This is a genomic window from Reichenbachiella sp. (assembly GCF_039941815.1).
Classification (GTDB): domain Bacteria; phylum Bacteroidota; class Bacteroidia; order Cytophagales; family Cyclobacteriaceae; genus Reichenbachiella.
In genome coordinates, this window is sequence record NZ_JBDVDW010000059.1 from 67420 (window position 1) to 92390 (window position 24971).

A 24971-nucleotide genomic window follows, 5' to 3' on the forward strand; every position below is an offset into this window, starting at 1 on the left:
TGACAAAGATCGCACTTTTTTTTATGCGTACTTAAATTTCATCAGCCTATATAACCGTTTATATGAAATATATTGGTTCAGTTTAACAAAAGTAAATTGGACTCATTTTTGCAAAGCCCTTTGCATCCTAAATTGAAAAGAATAAAAAAGATGAAAAAGTTAATCCTACTCGCTCTAATCGGTTTTCTAATAAACCCGGCTTTTGCTCAGCTCAATATCACCGGCACAGCAACTATGAATGTCGCCCCGGAAGAGACAATCGTCAGCTATAGCATCAGCTCTACTCATGACAATTATGAAGAAGCGATTGGCACCATGACTTCCCGAATTGATGCACTAACAAGAGCATTGAGCAGAATCGGATTCAAAAAAGAAGAAATCAAAACCGCAAATTTCAATATCAGACAGAGTAGAAAGTACAAACAAGGTGAACTTAGAGGTCATGAGTACACGGCTTCACAGCAACTGGAAATTCAATTCGACTACTCTACCAAGCGACTGCTGGAAGTACTTAACAGCACGGCAGCAGACGATGCATCCCCTGCTGTATCTATCACCTTTGGCATGTCCGATGCTCAAGAGAAAGAAGTAAAAACTCAACTCCTAAAGTTAGCTGTTGCAGATGCGAAGGCCAAGGCGGAGCTACTTGCTCAAGAAACAGGCTACAAGATCACTGGAATCCGTGAAATCAACTACGGTAGCTCAAGTCCACAGGTCCCAAGGCAGTCAGCCAATGTAGGAATGATGAAGACCTTCGCGGAAAGTGATATGTCTAACTTCGAAGCCAAGGACCTTACTGTATCTGATCAAGTCTATATTTCCTATCAGATCGGCAATGAATAGCGTTTGTCAATCAGGATGGTGAATCAAGGATTTCATTCAAAGGTCGGATTACCTGGCGTAATCTGACCTTTTTTATCCTAAAATTCTTCGGATATCATATATTTCGGAATTCGAAAGGAGCTCGCAACCAAATTCAAAATTTTTATTTTTTCCACCCTTCTATTGCGAATCGTCTAATTTTTATTCAAAATGTTGTTCGCACAATAGATTCATCTATCTTTGTCTCACTTATCAAGAAAGACTGAGGGACTGGGCCCGATGACGTCTTGGCAACATATCCAAAGCCGCAATACTGGATGTTGTGCCAAATCCCATTCCAATTGAAAAATCAATAGGAAGAAGATAGGTTATCTCAATAAGATTTCTTTTTTGATAAGCAGCGTGCCAGAAGGCAGGCTAATGGTATGAAAATGAGTTGGGCTTTTGGCTAAGCTTTGGTTGAGCTTTTGGTCGGACTCTTATCATTTGAAAGAATTGAAAATTATGAATATTCAAGATATTCTAAAAGAAAGAATATTGGTATTGGACGGAGCCATGGGCACGATGATCCAGCGATATGATCTGTCAGAGGAAGATTTTCGAAACGATAGTCTGAAAGATCATCCCTCCTCTTTGAAAGGCAACAATGATTTGCTGGCACTGACCAGACCAGATGTACTATTCGAAATTCATTGTGAGTACCTCGAGGCCGGAGCTGATATTATCGAAACCAACACTTTTAGCAGTACGACCATAGCCCAAGCCGATTATGGATTGGAACATTTGGCCTATGATCTAAACTTCGAATCAGCCCGTATGGCTAAAAAGGCCTGCGATGAGTATAACACCAAAACGCCTAATAAACCTCGCTTTGTAGCCGGATCAATTGGGCCGACAAACCGTACAGCCTCCATGTCTCCGGATGTAAACGATCCTGGTTTTAGGGCTGTGTCGTTCGACGAGCTCAAAGTCGCCTATTTGGAGCAGGTAAAAGGGCTCATCAAAGGCGGTTCGGATATCTTGCTGGTAGAGACCATTTTCGATACACTCAATGCCAAAGCAGCCCTCGTTGCCATACAAGAAGCGTTCGATGAACTGGGAACTGAAGTTCCAATCATGGTATCAGGGACAATTACGGATGCCAGTGGGAGAACGCTTTCCGGCCAAACCACTGAGGCATTTCTCATTTCTGTTTCGCATTTCAACTTATTAGCCGTAGGCCTCAACTGCGCCCTGGGTGCTAGTCAGCTGAAACCCTACCTCGAAATTCTGGCCAAAAATGCTGACTTCAATGTAAGTGCGCACCCTAATGCAGGACTGCCCAATGAATTTGGCGAATACGATGAGACCCCAGAAATATTAGGTAAACAGATTAAGGATTTTCTGGACGATGGGCTAGTCAATATAATCGGTGGGTGCTGTGGCACTACTCCTGATCATATCAGGGTAATTGCTGATCTGGTGCAGAGCTATCAACCAAGAGCAAGTGAGAGTCAAAAACTAGCAGAAACGAATCCAGAAAGTATCATTGATACTTGAAAAAAGAAAATAAACGGTTAGCTCTGCTAATAACTCCGCGAGATAAATAAAGCTACTAAATGGCATACAAATTCGAAATATTAGACACTTGGCAAAACACAAATCACTATTCATTTGAGGTGTGCCAATTGACTGAAAAAACAATATGAGTCTACATCCAGATTACAACGGGAAATATGAATTCAAATGGCAAAATTATGCGCCATTAAAACTGAGCGGATTAGAACCGCTCATTTTCACCCCAGAGACCAATTTTGTCAACGTTGGTGAAAGAACCAATGTGGCAGGATCAAAAAAATTTCTTCGCTTGATCATAGATGAAAACTATGAACAAGCCCTTGAGATAGCCAGACATCAGGTCGATGGTGGAGCACAGATCATAGACATCAATATGGATGAAGCCATGCTGGATGGAGTGAATGCCATGCGAGAATTTATCAATCTAATCGCTGCCGAACCGGACATTGCACGTGTACCAATCATGATTGATTCATCCGATTGGGAGATTATTGAAGAAGGACTAAAATGCACGCAAGGCAAATGTGTAGTCAACTCTATAAGCCTGAAAGGCGGCGAAGACGAGTTTATCCGTCAGGCCAAAACGATCAAACTATTTGGCGCCGCAGCCATAGTAATGGCTTTTGACGAAGAGGGACAGGCTGACAACTATGAGAGACGGATAGAAATAACCAAACGATCCTATGAAATATTGACTGGTCCGCTGGTCAACTTTCCTCCACAAGATATCATATTCGATTTGAATATTTTCCCTGTGGCTACAGGTATGGATGAGCACAAGCTCAATGCGCTAGATTTCTTTCAGGCGACTCGGTGGGTACGAGAAAATCTACCTGCTGCACACGTAAGCGGCGGAGTAAGCAACGTGTCCTTTTCGTTTCGGGGCAATAACACGGTTCGTGAGGCCATGCACTCAGCTTTTCTGTATCATGCAATCAAAGAGGGGATGGATATGGGTATCGTAAACCCAGCCATGTTAGAGGTCTATGATGACATACCCAAGGAGCTCCTGGACAAAGTAGAAGACGTACTACTCAACCGGACTGAGGATGCAACAGAAGTGCTACTCGAATATGCCGAAACGGTGAAAGGTTCGAAGAAGGACGAAACTAAGACGCTGGAGTGGAGAAATGATTCTGTAGAAAAAAGATTAGAACATGCCCTTGTCAAGGGGATCATTGAATTTATCGAAGAGGATACCCTCGAAGTCTACCAGCAGTACAAGGATGCATTAAAAGTGATCGAAGGGCCTCTAATGGATGGAATGAATGTCGTGGGAGATCTTTTTGGCTCAGGTAAAATGTTTTTGCCTCAGGTAGTGAAAAGTGCACGCGTTATGAAAAAATCAGTCGCTGTACTCCTGCCATATCTAGAAGAAGAAAAGAAGAAATCTGGCGATTCCGCTAAAGCCAAAATCTTGCTGGCTACAGTTAAGGGAGATGTGCATGACATTGGCAAAAATATAGTCGGCGTCGTCATGGCGTGCAACAACTTCGAAATCATTGATTTAGGAGTGATGGTACCCAAACAGAAAATTCTTGAGACTGCCATTAGTGAGCAAGTAGATGTGATTGGCTTGAGTGGGTTGATCACCCCGTCGCTCAAAGAAATGGTGGAAGTGGCCGAGGAGATGGAAAAGAGAGGAATGAAAACTCCGCTGTTGATCGGTGGAGCCACCACGTCACGTATTCATACTGCCGTAAAAATCGACCCGGTTTACTCTGGCCCGACTGTACATGTACTGGATGCATCGAGAGCTGTACCTGTGGTGAACGATCTCGGTAAAAAGAACAGTACCTTCGCCGCCGATGTCAAGGAAGAGTACATAGGTTTGAGAGAAACGCACCAAAACAAGCAGAACGAAAAAAAGCTGATCCCGATAAGTCAGGCCATTAACAACAAATTTCAACTGCCTGCTACAAGCATCAAGCACCCAAACTTTCTCGGAAATCTAACATTCAAAGATTTTGATTTGAGTGAAATCAGGAAATATATCGACTGGACGCCATTTTTCTCAACCTGGATGCTGAAAGGAAAATATCCAAAGATCTTTCAAAACGAAACGATTGGTTCAGAAGCTAAAAAACTCTTTGATGATGCTAATCGGCTATTGGATGAAATCATAGAAAAAGAGTTGCTGCATGCAAACGCAGTGATAGGTATCTATCCTGCACAGAATGTAGGTGAATCAGTCAAAATATTTGACCCCAAAAACCCGGAACAGGAAGTCGAAGTATTTCACTTCCTAAGACAGCAGGGCAAAAAATCCTCCAGGCTGCCTAATCTATCCCTTGCTGATTTTATTTCATCTGAGGCGCAAAACGATTATCTCGGATTCTTCGCTGTTACTGCCGGACTGGGCATAGAGCCTCTGATTGAAAAATATCAGGCCGACCACGACGATTACCACACCATCATGATCAAGGCGCTAGCAGATCGACTAGCAGAAGCCTTCGCTGAGCTGATGCATGAAAAAGTCCGAAAGGAGCTTTGGGGATATGCTGCTGATGAACATCTCGACAACGAAGCACTTATCAAGGAGGATTATAGCGGCATCAGACCCGCACCTGGCTATCCAGCCTGCCCTGATCATACCGAAAAGGCTAAACTTTTTGAATTGCTGAATGCAGAAAAAGAAGCCGGTATCATTCTAACTGAGTCCTACGCGATGTACCCAGCTGCCGCGGTATCTGGGTTCTATTTCGGAAGGCCGGAAGCAAAGTATTTTGGGTTGGGCAAAATTGGGCAAGATCAGATTACTGCTTATGCAGAACGAAAGAAAATGAAAGTGAATGAAGCTGAAGATTGGATGAAGGAGAACTTGGGTTACTAATATATATCCTCACTTCTCAGACTGAAAAAGCATTTTAAAAAATAACAAAGGAAGGCCTTATAAGCTGCTATAGCATGAAAGTAACGGAACATATTAAACAAGCCAACGGCAATACGCTCTTTTCATTGGAGATAATTCCTCCTAGAAAAGGAGAGAATATTCAAAACATTTTCGATCATCTTGATCCGTTGATGGAATTCAACCCGCCGTTTATCGATGTGACTTATCATCGTGAGGAGTATGTCTACAAAAAGCACCCGAATGGCCTACTTGAGAAGAAAACAACTAGAAAGCGACCAGGAACAGTAGGAATTTGTGCGGCTTTAAAACATAGATATAATGTGGATCCCGTACCTCACATTATCTGCGGAGGATTTACAAAAGAGGAAACTGAAAATGCGCTAATCGATCTTAACTTTCTGGGCATTGACAATGTATTGGTTTTGCGTGGAGATGCCATCAAATCTGAACCTAGTTTTATACCTGAACCAGGGGGCAACAATTATGCAATAGACCTTCTACATCAAGTACGTGGAATGAACGAAGGGTTCTACCTGGATGATGAAATGGAAAATGCAAACCCAACAGATTTCTGTATTGGTGTGGCCGGATATCCAGAAAAGCATTTTGAAGCACCCAGCCTTAATTCTGATTTAAAATTTTTGAAGCAAAAGGTAGATGCAGGTGCAGAATACATAGTGACACAAATGTTCTTTGATAATCAGAAGTTTTTCGATTTTGAAAAAAAATGCAGAGCCATTGGCATCGAGGTACCCATTATACCAGGATTGAAGCCCTTTAAAACCAAAAGCCAGCTTAGCGTACTCCCTAGTTTTTTTAAGATAGACTTACCGGATGCGCTTGTGGATGCAGTGGAAAACTGCGAAGACAATAAGGAAGTACAGCAGGTCGGTGTCGAATGGGGTATTCAGCAGTCCAAAGAGCTCAAGGCTCACGGAGTCCCCGTACTCCACTATTATTCAATGGGCAAGTCTTCAAGTGTTCAAAAAATAGCTGCAGAGATTTTCTAATTTTTTTTAGATATTTACTCGTGATGAAAACGACTTGTAATTTTTTATTATTTTGTGTACTAAGCCTTTTGTCGTTCCAAACAATGGCTCAAAATCCAGATTCACTGGATCAATTGTCCTTTACCGGTGATTTTAGAATCAGAGTTGAAGAAGACTGGAATTCTCGGAAGTCTGATGGCTCCTATCGAACAGACCGAACCAGACTACGATATCGAATGAGGTTTGGTGCGGCCTATCAATACAATGAGCACTGGAAGCTAGCGACTAGAATCAGGACCGGTAATCCACGTAAGCAACAAGACCCGCAACTAACGCTTGGTGACGAAAGTGAGTTTGGCACACTCTCCCTTGGTTTTGAGAAACTCTATGTTAGTACCGTGTATGGAGGTTTTGGTGCTTGGGCTGGGAAAAATACTTTTCCTTTCACTAAGCAGAACGAGCTTTTTTGGAGTGATAATGTATATCCAGAAGGACTATTTGCCTCACAGTCCATCGATCTGCAATCAGCTTGGGTGGATAGAATCAAATTAGGGATCGGCCACTTTATAATTACCTCAAATAATGAGTCGTTGGGTCAAGACAACTACTTCCAGGGCATCCAATTTACCACCTCACATTTCAACGAACGTCTCGAATTATTCCCTTCCTTTTATTATTTCAAAAACACACCTGACCTGCCCGATGGAGGTGCAAACTATACGTTTAATTATAGTTTCTTTCATTTTGGATCTTCCGCTAAGATTTCAAAAAAGCCCATAATAGAAGTTGAACTGGACTATTATTTAAACTTACAAGATTATGAGTCTAACGATTCCATTCCCCAGGTCCTCAAAAATCAAAAAACGGGATTTACGGCAGCTATCAGTATAGGACAACTCAAAGAAAAAAACGACTGGAAGGTCAAACTCACATATATCTATTTGGAGCGATATGCAGCTGTAGATTTCTTGGCTCAAAACGACTGGGCACGCTGGGATTATTCTGCTGATAACTCGCCAGATGGCCGTCTGACTAATTTGAAAGGTTTAGAGCTCATGATGGGTTATTCATTCAATGAAAAGTTCACCCTCAACATGCGCAGTTTTTTCGTAGATCAGCTCATAGCCATGGGACCGGTCAAAGAATCCAACAGTCGTATCAGGCTTGATCTTGATATTGGATTTTAATTGCTAAAATTTTGATCAAAGAATGAGCAAGAAAGACCAGTTAGAAATGTACAAGCCACTCATTTTCACTCCATTCCAAAATGGGATCCGCATGAATTTTCCAGCAACATACTGCTGAAAAAATAAATCGTTGTTGCCATGGCACATCGAGTCATTTTGAACAAACAAGCGCAGTTTTTCGAATATCTGCTTATTTTACTTCCAAGTCAATAGGAAAACAACACACAGAATGGATAATGAAAATACCTATCTCTTTGAATCGGAAAGGCTTGGTTTTCGAAACTGGAAGGATAGTGATTTACCTCTTATGTCGGCCGTCAGCGCAGATCCAGAAGTCATGGAATTTTTCCCTTCAATAACTACCACTGAACAAAGCAAGGAGTTTATCTCTAGAATGAATACCATGTTTGATGAAAGAGGCTATTGCTACTTTGCGGTAGAGGAAATTAGTAGCAGTAGGTTCATTGGATTTATTGGACTCTGTTACCAAAATTATGAGTCAGAAATTACTCCATGCGTAGATATTGGCTGGCGATTAGACAAGAGATTTTGGCAGAGAGGTTATGCTACGGAAGGTGCTCAGGCTTGCCTTAGATATGGATTTGAGGTCTTGAAATTGGAAAGCATTAAATCCATCGCCTCGCTCATCAATATCAAGTCGATAAATGTCATGAAAAAAATAGGCATGAAAAAGATTACGGAATTCAATCACCCCAACTTGATCGAACATGAAAAATTGAAGCGTTGCGCTTGTTATGAAATACATAGATAACATACCAGCCAATATGTAATCCAAAACACCACTGTCTATCTCATCTCATAAATAGAAAGCGTACTAACTACTTCGCCCCTATTTCTCCAATCATTTTAAAAGAGACAAAAGCGAGTATCAATCCTACAGCACCTATGACCACCCAGATCAAATAAGGAGAATTGAGCAGGCCATCTTCGGTGTTCTCTACTACTTCTTCCTTGAGACTTATCATATTTCCATGTGTTATCCGCTTTGCATCATTAGGTATTTGATTTGCAAATTTGATTATATCATAATCCGGAGATTTTAAATTCTGATCACCAAATTTCAGTGTATACTTTTCTCCAGGATTCAGCGCTACTACTAAGTAGCGGTTCAGAAAAGAGCCTTTGATACTATCCACTTTGAGTGGTTGATTGTCACGATTTTCCATTTCAACGTACAAAGTTTTGACCGATTCACCACCGAGATCAACTTCGTTTATACTGTTGGAGTTGAGATTAAATGAGCCTAAAGTTTCAAAGTATTGGATGGTCTTCTTTTTTCTATTCAGACGCTCCTTTTTCATTTTGATAGTCGTATGTCTGGAAAAAAAGTCCGCCTCACTCACTTCAAAATTGAGTTTTTCCACATAGGTATCTTCTGGAAATTCTATAGTGAAATATGATTTTTTCAGGCTGTCCTTTTGCTCTGAGATAGGACATATAAAACTAGTCGTCAGTCCTTTTTCTCTTCTAGTATCATAGTTGCCAACTTTGAGAATATTGATTGGCAATTTCCAATTGTCATTGATCTCAAGTTTAAAATATGAATAATCACTCATGGGGAAATTAAGGATTTTAAATTCCGAGGTCTCCTCTTCGCTCCTCATGGAATGAAGTAAGTAGTTGTTCTTTATCACAAACCAACGCTCTCCATCCTCGCTACCGCTAAGTCTCGCTCGTTTTTGTACGTCTGTATTTTTCACCAAAAATGTGATATTATCGATAGGTTCATTGTCAGGATTTTTGAAAATGAGATGGGAAATTTGATCCTCCTTATAAATCTTCTCAGTAATCTCATATTCGTTGAATAGCGAAGTAGTCGATACAGCTTGTTCTTTTCGCAAGAGATAAGGTTGCTCTTTGCCATCTGCTGTATAAATTCTAATATCAGAAAAGTCTGCCCGTAACTTTGCCAGTAGCTCAGGGGACAAGACCACAGAATAATAACCTGAAGCAGATACGGGTTCAATACCAGCCTCGTAGGTAAACTCTTGTGCTTGAGAAGAAAAACTTATTAATAGTCCAAACAGCCAGCTAATCTTTCTTTTCATCATCTTCGATAATAAATTTTAGTTTCTGATATAGGAAGGAGATCAACAATAAAATGACTCCCAATAAAATGAAGGATATGATTTTTCCTGTCGAATTTCCGGCCAGGTCGTACAAAAATAATTTGAGGATGGTAACAGAAAACAAAACCAATGATCCTATCCTGATCGGTTTGAGTCTAAACTTCATCCCGGCAATCATCAGGATCAGCGCAGACAGTGCCCATACTGCCGGATAAACTGACCTTACGGCTGCTTCATGAGCTGCAATTTCGGAGCGACCCGATCCAAATTGATACAACATAGAAAGATGTCCTATTTCGGCAGAACACACAAAAACACCAATAAATGCGAGGATATAAAGTGCTATAGTTCCTTCTTTTGATTTAAATGAATACTTCTTCTGAATGTGTTGATACAATCTAATCAGTATCACAATAAACAATATCAGCAAAACATAGTGCCAATAAAATCCAGTATTCCCTCCTTCGGTCAAAAGATAATAACTCCGGGAAATGCTGACCTGATTTAGATAAAAAGTCAAATAAGAGAAGACGGCAAGGACAGACAAGACGAAACTAGCCTTATTCAACCATTCACTTGGTTTAACTCGATTCGCAACCAAGACCAAACACACATATGAAAAGTTGTAAATCCCAAGGAGTATGATTCTAGAAGAGTCTAAATATTCGAAACGAATAAATTGATAATTCAACTCCAAAAGAAATCCAAGGTAAAGAACCACTGCGAAAATCACCCTGGTATTGATTCGCTTCCATAGAAGACTTATTCCTTTGAACTCTATGGTTATGTCTTCTTTCATTAAAAACATTGAACTCAATAGTGAGCCTACAGCTACCAGTGAGGTAATAAATACCTTGTTCAGGAAGACATGGAGGACTACATAGTCGTACCTCGGAAAGTAACTTTGTTGCCAATCCATGCTAAGACTGATCAGCATCAATAGGGTAATAATTAACGAAGCAGTCGCCATCAGTTTGATCCCTGACTTCTGAGAAAGCCAGAGGAGTAATACACTTTCAATCGCCCAAAATAAGGTGATGTAATTTCCTTCTAGTTGGATGGGTGCTATCAGACTGACAAAAGTCAATACGAGACCTATTAATAGGAATAACAGATTCCTGTCTATGTCTTTTCTTTTATAAAGAACGAAGGCAAATCCAAAATTAAATACGGCCACGAGTGTAGTAAAAAGTCCGCTCAGTAAGCCGTCTTTGTAGCCATGAACCAACGCCAGCCCTAATCCAAAATACAACCCTGAATTGGTGAGTAACATCCCGATCTCAGGTGCTCGGAATTTTATGGCATTTCTTACATTGTGAACAATGGTCATCAAAAAGAAAATCAAATAGAAACCAGTCAAAAATAGAAATAAGGGCACTCGCGTATGCTCTTCATTCTCAATAAACTTGGAGAAGAAGACACCTAAAAATAAAATGTAGGTAAACCCATAGGCCAGATAGTTAATTATATTCCACTTCTTGAAATAGACGAGCGTGAGCATGCCAATGTCAAGAATTAAGATGTAGGTCAATAACACAATGAAATTTCCAGATCCGGTACTGATGAAAAAAGGTGTCCCGAACCCCCCGATGATGGCCAAAACCGCAAGCTCTTTACGATCATAAGCAATAGAAAGTAGCACGCCAAAGGAGGTAATAATCACCATGATAATGAACGCAGCAGTTTGCGGCAATAAAGCATATTCGTGAAAAGCCAGCGCAATGGTAAAATATAGCACTGACAAAGCACCTCCGATTAGGATAGAGCTAAATTTCGCAAAAGAAGTCCTTAAATAATGAGCTAGACCAATCATGCCTCCACCGATCAATACCCCTATCACCACACGCATGCTTTCTGTGATTATCTCATTGTCAATTCCTAGTTTCACCAGAAACCCCATGCCTATCACAAAAATCACTATGCCAATTTTGCTTAATAAGTTTTCTCCGATGAATTTCTCTAAATCTGGATTGCGTTCCATAAAAGACGGTCTTGGAGGCCTGTCAGGCTTGGTCTTTTTTGCAACAGGAGCAATATTTCTTGCCTGAGATTGAGCGACTACTTGTTTTTCAACCGCTCGTGTTTTCTGCTCTAGAGGTTTCTTCTCTTCATTTGGAACGTTCTCTACTACCCGAGGAGCAGACGATTGATTCGTAACCTCAATGCTTTTAGATACACCGGGCACAACTTTTTTGGTTGATACGGCTTCTCCTCCGACTTCTTTTTGAATGGTTTTGACTTTGGAGTCAATTTGGTCGACTTTGTCCATCAACTTGACAACCATAATCAAGAGAACAATTAAAAGCAGTATAATAAATCCTTCCATACTATTGATTTTATAGGTGTCTTTAAAGAAATAACCGTGTGATCAAAACTTCAAATACTCCTATTTAAAATTGAATTCGACAATTTAGCTTTTTCTTCGTAATTGTTGTGCCACGTCGCTTCCAACTCTTCCCCTTTTGGCGATCTGTCCTACAATTAATATCGCTAGCTTTGCCAGCTAATAGCAACACGTACCATGGATAAGTTTTCTTCGAGCAATATTAATTCGGACATCAAAAAAGCAATAGACGAAAAAGGCATAGATGTACCCAGTGAAATCCAAGCCCAAACCATTCCCGTTCTGATGTCCCACGAAGGAGACTTTATTGGAAGATCAGCGACAGGGACAGGAAAGACCTATGCCTATGGAGTGCCTCTGCTCTCCAGAATCGATACTACGGTAGGCAAAGTGCAAGCGGTCGTATTGGTGCCTACAAGGGAGCTGTGCGAACAAGTGGGAAAAGAGCTCAGTTTTCTTTCAAAATACATTCCAGAGCTAAAGACAGAATCCATCTATGGAGGTGTCTCGTTGAAAACACAAATTCATGATTTGAGCAACGGCACACATGTAGTGGTCGCGACGCCTGGTAGACTCATGGATCTGGTCCAGAGAAATGTAGTACATCTGGAAACACTCAAGTATGTGGTCTTTGATGAGGCTGATGAAATGCTCTTTCGAGGATTTCAGGGTGATATTGACAAAATTTTGGCTACAGCCAGCCGCAGTTACTCGTCCTGGCTGTTTTCAGCTACAATGCCGGATGAGGTGAATACCATCATTAAAAAATATCTCAATAAAGACCTTGTAAAGGTGCTCGTTGGGAAAGCCGAAACGCCAAATAAAGGAATCAAACATCAGATGATAGAGCTGCCCGCAGAGGCAAAACTGGATGTATTGTTGCACTATCTGAAAAAGTATAGCAACGAAAAAAGCATCATTTTCTGTCGTACCAAATCTGGTGTTCAAAAATTGTACAAGCAACTCTCTGCGAATAAGTTTAGCAGTGGCGCCATCCACGGTGATTTGCCACAAGGCCTTCGAAACAAAGTGATGGATCAGTTTAGAGCAGGGAGTATCAACACACTCATCGCCACAGATGTAGCCTCGCGTGGGGTGGATGTAGATAATGTTGGCGTGGTCTTCCAATATCACCTTCCCGACTCCAAAGAATCATATACGCATCGTAGCGGACGAACATCCAGAGCTGGCAAAACAGGCGTGAGCTTGAGCTTTGTTTTTCCAGAAGAAAAAGAAAAACTCAAACTGATTGAAAAGGAATTAAACCTAGATTTTCATGTTCTTGCGCTGCCCAGTGCCAAAGATCAGTTGGTCAACAAAGCAATCTTATGGGGTCGGAAAATTGCAAAATCAAAACCAGTAGGTGACAAATTAGATATCCAAACCAGGCAGGAGTTCAAAGATCAACTCAAGCATCTTTCTAAGGAGGAGCTGCTAGAAAAACTATTAGCCACCTATCTAAGAGAGCAACAAGGGTAAGCATACGATGGCAGGCAAAAAGAAAAAGGAAAAGAAGGCAATATCACGCTTGCATGTGCGCAACAAACATGTGGGACGATATGATTTTGATGCACTTACAGCATGCGAACCTGACCTGAGTGCATTTGTAAGGCCGAATCTATATGGGGACGATTCTATTGATTTCGCCGATCCGGCTGGGGTGAAAATGTTGAATAAAGCGTTGCTCAAATATCATTATCAAGTTGAAGGTTGGGATATTCCTGATGGCTATCTCTGCCCACCTATTCCAGGACGAGCAGACTACATCCATCACATGGCGGATCTTTTGTGTAGCCACAATTTTGGCAGAATCCCAACAGGCGATACTGTACTTGCCTTAGATATAGGTGTAGGTGCCAGCTGCATCTATCCAATCCTTGGACAAAAAGAGTATGGTTGGTCGTTTATCGCTACGGATATTGATGAAAATGCGCTCGCGTCCTCTGGTCAGATTATAGAAAAGAATCCTACTTTGAAAAATAGGGTTGAATTCAGGCTCCAGAAGGAGCCGAAGGACATTATTTATGGAATTATCACTAAAGAGGAGCGAGTAGATTTGACCCTTTGCAATCCGCCTTTTCATGCATCGGCTGAGGAAGCGCAAAAAGGATCACTACGAAAGGTAAACAATTTGGGCAGCAAAAAATCAAAGGTTCCTGTGCTCAACTTCGGAGGTCAAAGTAACGAGCTTTGGTGTGATGGTGGCGAGAAGAAATTTATCCGTGAGATGATACGCCAAAGTAGTAAATTTCCTGAATCCTGCTATTGGTATTCATCTTTGGTGTCTAAACAGTCCAGCCTTACCAGCATCTATGATGCACTCGACAAAGCCAAGGCGACAAAAGTTGAAACCATACCAATGGGTCAAGGCAATAAATCAAGTCGCATCGTAGCCTGGAGCTTTCTTACAAAAGAGCAGCAGAAATCGTGGAAGGAGTTAAGATGGAAAAAGAAATGAAGTTGGCCCTATTGACTATCTGTGATCACTCTATTAACGCCAATCTCATTCGTACCCGATTGGAGCACGATGGTATCCCATGTTTTCTATTCAACGAACATTTTACTAATCTGATGCCTACCTACTACCACATGCTCGGTAGTGGTGTGCGAGTCATGATTCCCGAAGAGCGTCTGGATGAGGCCAAACAACTACTGCAAATATCGGATGGTAGAATCACTTGTCCGAATTGCCATTCAGAAAACGTAGTCAACGAAAACGAATCATTCTTCAAAAAGGTGGTTTTGTTATTCATTGGTATATTTATGGTTTCACCAATAGGCAATCTTATAAATGACTTCTTTTGTAAAGATTGTGGTTGTGCATTCAAAAAATAATTATGATTATTAGCTACATTTTCAGTGTTGTGCTGGCTTTGACTATAGCCCCTACTCAATCAATCTCTACAGATCAGGACACAAAAGACTGTGCCAGATTCAAAACGGGCACGTTTGACAATATCGATCCTGAAGATGAAATTGTAAACACTCGAATCATTAGATCCGAAAGATATCAACTCGAAAAATACTACAAATATGAAGCTGAGTGCAGATTTAAGATCAAATGGTTGGATGAATGCACTTACGAATTGGCATTCGATTCGGGTAATGAAGGGTGCTTGAAAATAGTAGATCCAAATATAAAAGTGATAGTTGAAATAGTCTCTACCTCGGAAGATTCTCACATCGCTGAGGGATGGCTTGATGGCTCTACACAAAGAATGAGAAGCAAACTTGTGACGGTCAAAAAATAGTGTGCACTCTACGCCTAGAGTGGACTGAGGCGGTCGTCATTTGTGGAAATAAGTTCGCTTGAGATTTGTAATATCTGAGCACATTTCTTCAGCAATCCTTTACTTGTAAATGGCTTGTTTAGATATTCGCTGGCTCCTAGTTTCAGTGCTTTGGCTCGATTTTCATCATCTGCCAGAGAGGTCAGCACAATCACTGGAATGGCTTGCAGCTGAGGGTCGGACTTCATATGCATTAGCAGCTCAAAACCATCCATTTCAGGCATTTTTGCATCGGTGATTACCAAATCCATGTTTCCTTCATTGGCTTTTAGTAGTTTCAATGCCAGTCTGCCATTAGACTCAGCCAATACTTCGTATTCGTCTTCTAACACATCTGTGATGTATTCGAGCATTTCGAGGTCGTCATCGACAACTACTACTTTGGGTTTTCCTGACCCCAGCTTGTCGGTTGCAGGCTTTATTTCTCTTACTACTTCCTGGTTTTCCTTGACTAATTCTATCGAACGAGCCTCCGGTTCAAAAATGATTTTGGGCAATTTTACAACAAATGTTGAGCCCTTACCCAGCTCACTTTGCAATTTTAGTTTGCCTCCCAGCACTTCTGTAAGCTCCTGCGCTAAAGACAACCCTATCCCTACACCTCCCCGCAAGAGTTCTTTGGCATTTTGAGCTTGATAATATCGCTTGAAAACATGTGACTGATCCTTACTCGGTATCCCAGGACCGGTATCTTCTACTTCGAATACCATTTGCTCACGATCTTCTCTCACCCTGAGGGTAACTGTATCTCCTCTACTGCAATATTTCATGGCATTGCTAATGAGTATAGACATGATCTTTTCAAATTTGATTTTGTCCATCACCCAAATAAAGTCCTCTTCTATCTGCTGATCAAAGAAATAGGAAATTTGCTTTTCTTCTGCTTGCATTTCAAAACTGACATAGATACTCTCCAACACCTTCCTAAATGGTATTTTTTGCGAATGCAGTACCACTTTGTCTGTTTTCATTTTAGAAGTCTGAAGTATTTCTTCAGCCATCACAACCAACTTTTCACTGTTCTTGGTGATTCTGTTAAAACACCTTTTTTGATAGTCAGTAAAATTATCTCCGTTCTTAATATCTTTTAATGGCCCTAAGAGCATGGTAAGCGGCGTGCGCAGTTCATGCGCAATATTGAGATAAAAATCAGATTTCATCTCCTCCAGCTTTTTTCTATCCTGGATCCTATTCCAAATGTATACGAACCCGCCCATCGCAAAAAACAAAACCAGGGCTGCAATTGATAAAAATATATTTCGCTGAAATTCTGAAAGTTGTTTTTCTTTTTCAACCAGCAACTTTTCACTGGCAAGCAGATCAATCTCCCTTTTCTGCTGGACTAAAGTATGCGCAGATTCCATTCTGCCTATCGCCTGTGATTTGTTAGTGCTCAGCACTTGTCTTTTCAACGCCATAAGCCTTCGATAGGAACTGAAAGCGCTATCTATCTGCCCCATCTTCTCAAAGATTTTGATGCGATGGTTCAGAATCGTAGGCATCTTTTCCTGCGAATGATTTTTCTTTGCCGCTTGATAGGCCGTATCAGAATAAATCAGCGCTCTAGAGTAATCCTTCAGAGCAAAATAAATCCTTGAGGTTTGATACCAATATTCCGGTTCTCTACGAAAATTACGATTCGATCTCGAAACTATTATAGCACTATCAAAATACATCAGCGCCTTTTGATGATTGCCTAGCTCAAAATTAAACTTCCCAAGAGCAGCCAACGTCGAGGCTGTTATCTTCGGATTGTTTAAAGAAGTACCCAAAGCCAGAGATCTATTTAGATATTGTTCTACCAGATGATACTTCTTATTTTCATTATGCATCTTAGCTATTCTAAAAAACAATTTTGCCATTTGTTTATGGTTGCCAATTTCGTTGGATAGGGTAAGTGCCCGATCATAGAGCTTTAGTGCCTGATCCAGGTTGTTTAAATAAAATTGCAAGTTGCCACATTGAATCAGGGAAGAAACTATTTCCGGTTTATTGGTGATCTGGTTTGTGGTCTCCAATGCATAATTAAAATAGGTCTCCGTCTTCACCGAATCACCTAATTTTTCTTGAATCCTGGATAGAATAATCAGCGCCTTGACCTTAGCTATATTATGGAAAGCGTTGGACTCTGCTATCGATAGGGACCGCATCAAATATTGGTTAGCTTCTAAAAAATAACCTTTTCTCTTGTACAAGACTCCCACATGAGTGCATATTTTTGCCTCTTCCATTCTCATGTCATATTTTTTGCATAGTTCTAGCGCCAAGTTATACTTCCCAAAGGCCTCTTCAAGAAGGTTTAACCTTTCATATTGTCTACCCACTTGGAATAAGGTATGAATCTTACCCCGATGATCGCCCAGCTCTTCCGATAGAGCCAATGCTTTCAAACCATAAACCAGTGCTTCAGCCAATTCATTTTCACTATACAAAAAATGGCCGATATGAAAATTGCCTAAAAACATTCTTGATTTTTCTTTTCTGGATTCATAGATCAATAGCGCTTTCTGGAATAGCTCAAGGCTATGGTCCTCATTGACTCTGTAGTAAATTCCCTCCATAAACGTAGCATCCGCCAGTGCCCCTGAATTATTGTTTCTTTTGCCCCATGTCCTGAGGGACTCTGCTTCGATCCGAATCGAATCATAGATACCTAACTCATAGTAGGCTAGTGCACGATATAGGCCAATATCTCGCACCCCATTAGAATCGGACGGGTTGGCTGTTAATAGTTTGGCTTTTTCTGAATAGACTATTGATTTTCGAGGATAGTTTTTGTAGCTGGATTTCATCAGACCGATGAGCTCCTCCATCTTTTTTTGACCCATATGATCCACAGCGGCTGCTTGTGAAGTTTCTACTCCTGCAATGGCGACATGCTGCGAATCATATGGTCCATACTGAAGTAGACCAGACAAAATTATGATGGTTACTACAACGATAATAACCAGGAGGTACAACGAGTTCTTAGAACCGTTGAATGCTTGGGGGCTTTTAATCAATTTTCTCAAAATTGCTTTTCCAAATGACCTATGTATTGAAATCTCCGGGCTGCAAAACAGAGATTTCAATCGTTACTTAAGTTAGACAGGTTTTTGGTTCATACCTGGCTCTACCAGCCTGGATTATTGTTTTTCAAATTAGGGTTTAAATCCAATGCTGATTGAGGAAGAGGTAATAGGTAAAATTTTTCATCCCACAGTCTTGTGGTATTGGCAAAGGTGGTTCTCGGTCCTGTCAAATCTCCAGGAAGAGCGGCATCTACGGGCATTCCTTCTACTATCCCATATACTTGATCACCCAGTCGGTAACGCCATATATCCAACATTCGGAATGGAGCCTCGCCTGCAAATTCATAACGTCTCTCTAATAACACGGCGTCAAGGAGAATCTCCCCTGTAGTACCATTCATTAGATTTGTGGGGACATCTGATACTGATCCGTATCCGGGCATTCCCACTCTCTCCCTCACCTGATTGATATAGTCCAAAGCTTCCGGATTGTTATCAGCGGCCAATGCCTCTGCCATCATTAATATGACCTCTGCCAATCGGATAACTTTAAAGTCAGCATGAGCCAGATACAAGTTGGTGTATTCCTGCGTAACATTGTCATCGACACTCAATCCTGAATACTTCCGTATTAGATATCCTGTATCCATGCCCTTGTTATTGTCACCCTGATCTTCCTTCACGGTAGCCAAATCGGGGTGCGGTTGGAAAGAATAAAGGCCTGTGCCGCCGCCTTCTAAAGATTGAAGTTGATCTCCCGGTAAAATCAACGACCCTGTCAATCTTGGATCTCGATTGACAAATGGGTCTGTCTCATCATATTCGGAATCGTCTGCAGGTGCCAATCCGTTGATGGTCTGAAAGGCTTGCACCAGATTCCAGGTAGCACCGTATTGTGCCTGATTCTGATCAGCGGACTCACCAGTGCCGATATATGAGCCCTGAGGTAGACACTTAACCGCAATCTCTCCTGAAGGAAGCTCAACATCTATATAATTGCGGGATAAAATTACCGCATTGGAAGGCGAACTACCGCCCACATCTGAGTGATGAGTAAATAAACGCCTGAATCCCTCCACTCCACTGTCAAGACTCAACCCACTATTGGTCAATATTTCTTGACAGGCGGCTTCGGCATCATCATACAATTTTTCAGTGCTCGGATGCCAACCTACAGCATTTAAATTAGCTCTGGCTAGTAGTGCCAGAGCAGCCCACTTTGTAATTCTGCCCTCATCCTCATTCTCATATTGTTCTGGGAGGATTTCGGATATTTCGGTTAAATCATTGATTACAAAGTCGAACACCTCTAATCGGGCTGTCTTTGATGGAAAGAAATCCAAATCTTGAGTTTCTGTTACCAACGGGACATCACCATGCACAAAAACCATTCGCTCATACAACATGGCTCTGACAAACCGCGCTTCTGCGATGAGTCGTTCTGACAATGCATCAGAAGAAAAGGTAACATCGGCAATTCTACTTATGAATTCGTTACAATCCCTTACTTCTTCGAAGTGATAAAAATTTAGAAATGCATCATCAGAAAGCCAATTTAAATCCGACCCTTCACGTCCAGCATTTCTACGCCATCCATCATCTGTCCAGAGCCACAATCGTGACTCACCATATCGTTGATCCAAATGAGGTAGCAATGAATAAAGATGATTAGACGCCATAATCATGTCATTTTCGCTAGTGAATACCGAAAAAGTCGAATAGGCATCTTTGGGTTCCTGATCTAAAAAATCATCAGTAGTACAGGAATTTGCGAATGTAACAACTGCCAAAGACACGAACAGGATATGTAATGTTTTAGATATATTCATTTTTAGGTTTTTAAAATGTCAAATTCATTCCAAGAGAAGTAGTGAGGGGCATAGGATATCGAAAATTTCCCGTCCCCAATTCAGGATCCCATCCTGATTCGTGTGCTGGGTTATTGGTCCAAAGGACACCCAGATTTTCTATCGATAAATAGACGTTTAAGTCTTTGATCACCTTTGATTTATTCAGCGCTTCAGGCCCAAAGGAATAAGTCAGGTTAATGTTTTTGACCTTGATATAGGCATTTTTTTGTATCAGGTCCGAAACATCTTGTTCGAACGGGATGATATTTGAAGCGGAAGATTGTGGAAAAGTGGCGTTGGTATTATCAGGAGTCCAGGTATCCGTTTGAAATACAAACGGGGCCAGATCGCCAGTAAATTGATTCAGATGTCTGCCAGAATTCCACCATTCATATGACTTGAGCACACCAAATAATCTGACCGAAAATGAAAAGCGTTTATAGGAGGCACCCAGATCAAATCCAAATCGATAATTATCGACCGCATTTCTCATTAGAACGACACGGTCATCGGCATTTATAATTCCATCTCTGGCATCCGCGATTCCATCACCGTCGGTATCTACAGTAATTTGATCCATATACCGGTAGCCTCCTAAATATCGACCTAAGTCATCGCCTGTCGATACTGCCGACTGATCCAAAGGAACTCCCTGCTCATTGGTATGATTGTCTATATCTTGTTGAGTATTAAAAAAACCATTGGTCTCATATCCATACCAGTTGCCGAAGATGGGTAGCCCCTTATCTTGATAGTTGCTTGCATTAGTACTAATTGGACCCAAACCATCAGTCTCTGTTATTTCACTGTCATAATAGGACAGATTGAAATTGGAGAATATTTCTACTGGACCGAGATGGTTTTTATGGCCCAATTCCATTTCCCACCCCCAAGACTTTGCACCATACACATTGTCCAAAATACCAGTCGCCAAGCCCGATTCTAAGGATGTCAATCTAGTGGTAATTATATCCTCTCGCTTGTCAATAAAATAATCGAGTGCAAAACTGAACTTGCCTCTCCAAAGCGAAAGGTTGACTCCAAGATTCATTTTCTTGGAAGTTTCCCATTTCAAATCCTCATTTACCGCATTACCAAGACTGATTACGGGCACCACTGTTCCTCCTAAAGAGGCACCGTTGGGTGAAAAATTCGCTCTTTCTACTACGCTTACGCTACCGTCATCACCGCTCAGTCCCCAAGAGGCCCTTACCTTCAGCATGTCCACCAGGGATAGACCGGACATAAAGCCCTCTTGGTCAACATTCCAACCCACGGAAAATGCCGGAAAATATCCCCAACGGTTGCTCTTTGAGAAATTTGAGCTGGCATCGGCTCTCATGCTGAATTCAGCCAGATATCGACTATTGTAGTCATAACTGATCCGCCCGAAATAGGAAAGTGTCGTTCGGTTATCCCATATTCTGGAGGTATTGCCACTTGGGTCCACGGCACCTTCAATATTATCCAAGTCGCTGACATCCAAAGTAAGCGGTTCCCTACCTAAGGATAGGTCCTGCACATTTTCAAGAATAAAGTTTGATCTCCCTGCACGTTGCTCGCGCTTCTCTTCGATAGTGGTTTGAATACCCACCAAGGCTTGTATATTGTGATTTTGATTAATCTGCTTAGTGATCTGCGCAGTCGTCAGCGTGTTGATGGCGTAGGATCTGCCTGATCGAATTTCAAGATTTCTATCTGCCGGGGAAATTGGTATTGTTTCTCCTACCTGATTTAGCTCCAAATCCAGAATCACATACTCATAAGGATTGTTCCAGATATCTCTACTGGTATTTTTTCTGACGTACGACAGTCTCTCCTCCAAAACCAGCCAAGGAAGAGGTTTAATCTGTGTGTACAATTGAAGGTTGGCCACATCCTGTGTTTGTCTATCGTATGATCCTGAGTTGGTCATTGCTATCGGGTTGGGTATCCCATCAGCGGCTCCTTTTTGCACATAGCTGCCGTTGGGCAATTGCACCGGGAAAAATGGCCTGCCTCTAATCGATCTATCCTCTATGGTGGGTACATTATTTAATTTTCTTTCCACTACGAATAGATTAGCTCCGAACGTCAACCAATCTGTGAAATCAGTTTCGATATTCAAGCGCAGATTAGATTTTTTCAGATTGTCGGCTCCATTTAATAGTCCGTTTTGATTCATCTGATTAATGTTGATGAAGTAGGCGGTCTTCTCCGTTCCTCCGGTAATTGCAATGTTGTGAATGATTTGTCTTGCCCGTTCGTTGTATAATTTATCCACCCACTGGTTTTCTGGATAGAATCCATTGGAAGCTCTATCTAAGTCTGCTGATGAAAACGGAAGCTGAATAGACTCGGGAAGTGTTTCAGGCGAATTCCTCAAAGTTTCATTTAGTGTAGCCTGATTCATCGATTGCATAAACTCCTCTGAACCTACAATTTGTGCCGTCTGTGCCGGGCGCTGTAAGGCATAGTTAAGGCTATAGGTAACAGAAAGTGGCTGATCACGCTTTGGGCTTTTGGTTGTGATCAGTACTACCCCATTAGCTCCTCGTGCGCCATAAATGGAAGTAGCTGCTGCATCCTTAAGCAAGGTAACTGTGGCAATTGCAGCTGGAGCTACATCAGCCATTGAACCTTCAAACCCGTCGATTAAGATCAAAGCCCCGCGCTCTGAAAGAGCGCTTGTCGCTCTAACCATGACATTTACGTCTGAGCCCAGTTTACCGCTATTTTGATTGATGATCAGTCCAGGCATGGATCCGACAAGGGCAGACTGAATATCCATCACTGGCCGCCGATCGATTTGCAACTCCTGATTGTTTGTTTGGACAATTGCCGAACTTACTTTTTCGTTTCTTCTGGTGCCATATCCAGTAACTATCACTTCAAATAACTGAGATATATTTTCAATCAGTTGAACATCAATAACTGATCTGGCACCTACAGTTTCAACTTGCGTGTGGTAACCTAAATAGCTGAAGGAAAGAACCGATTCTTCTGGTACTTCAATAACATACTTACCATCCAGGTCCGTGATGACTCCAATATTTTGACCCTGAATGGCCACACTAGCTGAAGCCAGGGCCTCACCCTTTTGGTTAGTCACTGTGCCAGTCACTTTTATGTTTGGTGGTATTTTCTGATTCACAATGAGTGGCTTTTTTATTGGTAATTCACTCGAAATGTGTACTTCTTTTATCTTGAAGACCTTTGCCGTGCTTGATGACAGGGCGTACGAATAACTCAAGGAACTAAGTATGAGAAATATTGGAAATAAAAAAAGAAAAGTAGTGTGGTGTCCTTGAAATAGACGATTTGATATGATTAATTGTGTTTGTCGAGATTTTCTTATCCATAGAAAATCTAACGTTTTTAGTTTTCGCTGAGCCATATTGAACTTTCCGTTTGTTTGTAGCAACGACCCATAAAAGTTACATCAGGACTCGTACGAATAACTGCAGTTAAATTATTAACAGTAGGGACAAAAAAACTTAAGTTGCTCTAGCAAATCTTAACCATTGAAAATCAAATGGCATCTCTCAATTCTGCTGCTGAGGCAAAAAGAATAAAATTAACCAGAAAAATAAATAAGGAGAGGCGGCTGAATTAGGAGAGGTGGCTGAAAATGAAAGTAAACGCTGAAGACCAGATTCGTTCAGCATAAACTAATACCTTATGCCATTACCGAATAGTGACGCATAACACGTTCATCAATATACTTATTTAAATCGAATTAGTTAATATTAGTAGATAAATAATTCAAAAAAAAATAATTTGACAAATGAATACTGCGAAAATAATATTCCAATTATTTAAATGTTAGGTATTATATATCAATAAAAAACAGCAGCCTCATCCAGCGATTTTCTAGTAAGTCTGGGTACATAGACTTCCTCTTCTGCATAGCCTACGGGGAGCAGCAAAAAGGGTCTTTCATTATCGGGTCGATCAAGGATATTCTGAAGGAAATTCATCGGGCTTGGTGTGTGAGTAAGAGTTACTAATCCAGCATTATGAATTGCAGATATCAAAAATCCACTTGCAATTCCAACTGACTCATTTACATAGTAATTATTGTGCTTTTTACCCTCTTCATCTCTTTCGAATACACGCTTGAATACCACAATCAAATATGGAGCTTTTTCGATAAATGGCTTTACATCATCCGTACCGATTGGCTTCAAATCATCGAGCCATCTATCACTCATTCTATTGGCATAACTCTCTCGCTCCTCTTCCTCAGCTGCTGCGCGAATTTTGCCTTTAATAACATCATTCGATACGACACAAAAAGTCCAAGGTTGCTTGTGCGCACCTGACGGCGCGGTAGAGGCCGACATTATTATATTTTCGATAACTTCCTTTGGCACTGGTCGATCTGATATTTCACGGACCGTTCTTCTTCTATCTATCCACTGATAATGATCCTTACTGCGTTGGATCATCTCTGCCTCTTCGTATCTATCCGGGTGATACTCTTCGTGTAGATAACCGTTTACGTTTTTAGTTTTCATGATTCCAATTTATAGGCGGTTGTGAATTTATCTCTGGACAATACAAATTGACTTTTTACGTGCGCTATATTGGAGTTCACAGACAAGTTGGCCAATATGAAAGTTTGAAAAGTCTCGATATCTCGGGTAACTATTTTCAGCATATAATCAAAATCACCAGCTATATGATAGACTTCCTGTACCTCTCTATGCTGATTCATTTCTTCTATGAATTTCTCCAAATACGAACGTGTATGGTTCTTGAGCGAAATGGAAACAAATACGGTCAGCTTACGATCAATTTTCTTATGATTCAGTAAGGCTACATATTTGGCTATTACTCCATCTTTCTCCAACCGTTTCATTCTTTCGAAGATTGGAGTGGTAGATAGACCCAACTTTTCGGACAAGGCCTTGTTGGTTATTCTTCCCTCCTCTTGCAAAACATTCAATATTTTGATGTCCGTCGCGTCTAAGTGAGCCATTATCCTTTAAATAT

General features: G+C 41.1%; 17 protein-coding genes and 1 riboswitch. Of the genes, 10 read left to right on the plus strand and 7 right to left on the minus strand.

The window, feature by feature from the left end:
- Window positions 1-150 precede the first annotated feature (150 nt).
- The 6 genes from ABJF11_RS13020 (at window position 151) to ABJF11_RS13045 (ending at window position 8181) form a co-directional block, all read left to right on the plus strand.
- Window positions 151-843 carry an SIMPL domain-containing protein gene (locus ABJF11_RS13020; protein ID WP_348120307.1) on the plus strand — a complete coding sequence of 231 codons (693 nt, stop codon included), beginning with the start codon at window positions 151-153 and terminating at the stop codon, window positions 841-843.
- 225 nt (window positions 844-1068) lie between these two features.
- Window positions 1069-1192, plus strand: a riboswitch (SAM riboswitch).
- A gap of 134 nt (window positions 1193-1326) precedes the next feature.
- Window positions 1327-2361 (plus strand): homocysteine S-methyltransferase family protein, encoded by a 1035-nt coding sequence (locus tag ABJF11_RS13025; protein ID WP_348120308.1) that lies wholly within the window; start codon window positions 1327-1329, stop codon window positions 2359-2361.
- A 145-nt stretch (window positions 2362-2506) separates the two neighbouring features.
- Window positions 2507-5212 carry a methionine synthase gene (metH, locus tag ABJF11_RS13030; RefSeq protein ID WP_348120309.1) on the plus strand — a complete coding sequence of 902 codons (2706 nt, stop codon included), beginning with the start codon at window positions 2507-2509 and terminating at the stop codon, window positions 5210-5212.
- A 74-nt stretch (window positions 5213-5286) separates the two neighbouring features.
- Window positions 5287-6243 (plus strand): methylenetetrahydrofolate reductase [NAD(P)H], encoded by a 957-nt coding sequence (metF, locus tag ABJF11_RS13035; protein WP_348120310.1) that lies wholly within the window; start codon window positions 5287-5289, stop codon window positions 6241-6243.
- An 83-nt stretch (window positions 6244-6326) separates the two neighbouring features.
- A complete protein-coding gene (locus ABJF11_RS13040; RefSeq protein ID WP_348120311.1) occupies window positions 6327-7409 on the plus strand; it encodes a putative porin in 1083 nt (360 codons plus the stop codon).
- Window positions 7410-7638: 229 nt separating this feature from the next.
- Window positions 7639-8181: a GNAT family N-acetyltransferase gene (locus ABJF11_RS13045; RefSeq protein WP_348120312.1), complete on the plus strand. Its 543-nt coding sequence runs from the start codon at window positions 7639-7641 to the stop codon at window positions 8179-8181.
- A 67-nt stretch (window positions 8182-8248) separates the two neighbouring features.
- Here the strand turns inward: ABJF11_RS13045 and ABJF11_RS13050 are convergent, their stop codons facing one another.
- Together ABJF11_RS13050 and ABJF11_RS13055 are read right to left on the minus strand one after the other, a co-directional pair.
- Window positions 8249-9481, minus strand: a complete 1233-nt coding sequence (locus tag ABJF11_RS13050; RefSeq protein WP_348120313.1) for a hypothetical protein — start codon at window positions 9479-9481, stop codon at window positions 8249-8251.
- Window positions 9462-11825, minus strand: a complete 2364-nt coding sequence (locus tag ABJF11_RS13055; RefSeq protein WP_348120314.1) for a DUF2339 domain-containing protein — start codon at window positions 11823-11825, stop codon at window positions 9462-9464. Before ABJF11_RS13055 ends, ABJF11_RS13050 begins: the two co-directional genes overlap by 20 nt.
- Window positions 11826-12020: 195 nt before the next feature.
- Here ABJF11_RS13055 and ABJF11_RS13060 point away from each other — a divergent pair, with 195 nt between their 5' ends.
- The 4 genes from ABJF11_RS13060 to ABJF11_RS13075 are packed head-to-tail and all read left to right on the plus strand — an operon-like array spanning window position 12021 to window position 15094.
- A complete protein-coding gene (locus ABJF11_RS13060; RefSeq protein ID WP_348120315.1) occupies window positions 12021-13322 on the plus strand; it encodes a DEAD/DEAH box helicase in 1302 nt (433 codons plus the stop codon).
- A gap of 7 nt (window positions 13323-13329) precedes the next feature.
- Window positions 13330-14301, plus strand: a complete 972-nt coding sequence (gene rlmF, locus ABJF11_RS13065; protein ID WP_348120316.1) for a 23S rRNA (adenine(1618)-N(6))-methyltransferase RlmF — start codon at window positions 13330-13332, stop codon at window positions 14299-14301.
- A complete protein-coding gene (locus ABJF11_RS13070; RefSeq protein WP_348120317.1) occupies window positions 14271-14678 on the plus strand; it encodes a DUF2007 domain-containing protein in 408 nt (135 codons plus the stop codon). Before rlmF ends, ABJF11_RS13070 begins: the two co-directional genes overlap by 31 nt.
- A gap of 2 nt (window positions 14679-14680) precedes the next feature.
- Window positions 14681-15094, plus strand: coding sequence for a hypothetical protein (locus ABJF11_RS13075; protein WP_348120318.1), 414 nt, complete (start codon window positions 14681-14683; stop codon window positions 15092-15094).
- Window positions 15095-15108: 14 nt separating this feature from the next.
- Here ABJF11_RS13075 and ABJF11_RS13080 read toward each other — a convergent pair whose 3' ends face one another.
- The 5 genes from ABJF11_RS13080 to ABJF11_RS13100 form a co-directional block, all read right to left on the minus strand.
- On the minus strand, window positions 15109-18135 hold the full coding sequence (locus ABJF11_RS13080) for an ATP-binding protein (protein WP_348120319.1): 3027 nt from the start codon (window positions 18133-18135) through the stop codon (window positions 15109-15111).
- 110 nt (window positions 18136-18245) lie between these two features.
- Window positions 18246-19973 (minus strand): RagB/SusD family nutrient uptake outer membrane protein, encoded by a 1728-nt coding sequence (locus tag ABJF11_RS13085; protein ID WP_348120320.1) that lies wholly within the window; start codon window positions 19971-19973, stop codon window positions 18246-18248.
- Between the two features lie 10 nt (window positions 19974-19983).
- The gene (locus ABJF11_RS13090) at window positions 19984-23127 is read right to left on the minus strand and encodes a SusC/RagA family TonB-linked outer membrane protein (RefSeq protein ID WP_348120321.1); all 3144 of its coding nucleotides are present in this window, start codon (window positions 23125-23127) and stop codon (window positions 19984-19986) included.
- A gap of 685 nt (window positions 23128-23812) precedes the next feature.
- Window positions 23813-24493: a nitroreductase family protein gene (locus tag ABJF11_RS13095; RefSeq protein ID WP_348120322.1), complete on the minus strand. Its 681-nt coding sequence runs from the start codon at window positions 24491-24493 to the stop codon at window positions 23813-23815.
- Window positions 24490-24957 carry an Lrp/AsnC family transcriptional regulator gene (locus tag ABJF11_RS13100; RefSeq protein WP_348120323.1) on the minus strand — a complete coding sequence of 156 codons (468 nt, stop codon included), beginning with the start codon at window positions 24955-24957 and terminating at the stop codon, window positions 24490-24492. Before ABJF11_RS13100 ends, ABJF11_RS13095 begins: the two co-directional genes overlap by 4 nt.
- Window positions 24958-24971: the final 14 nt, after the last annotated feature.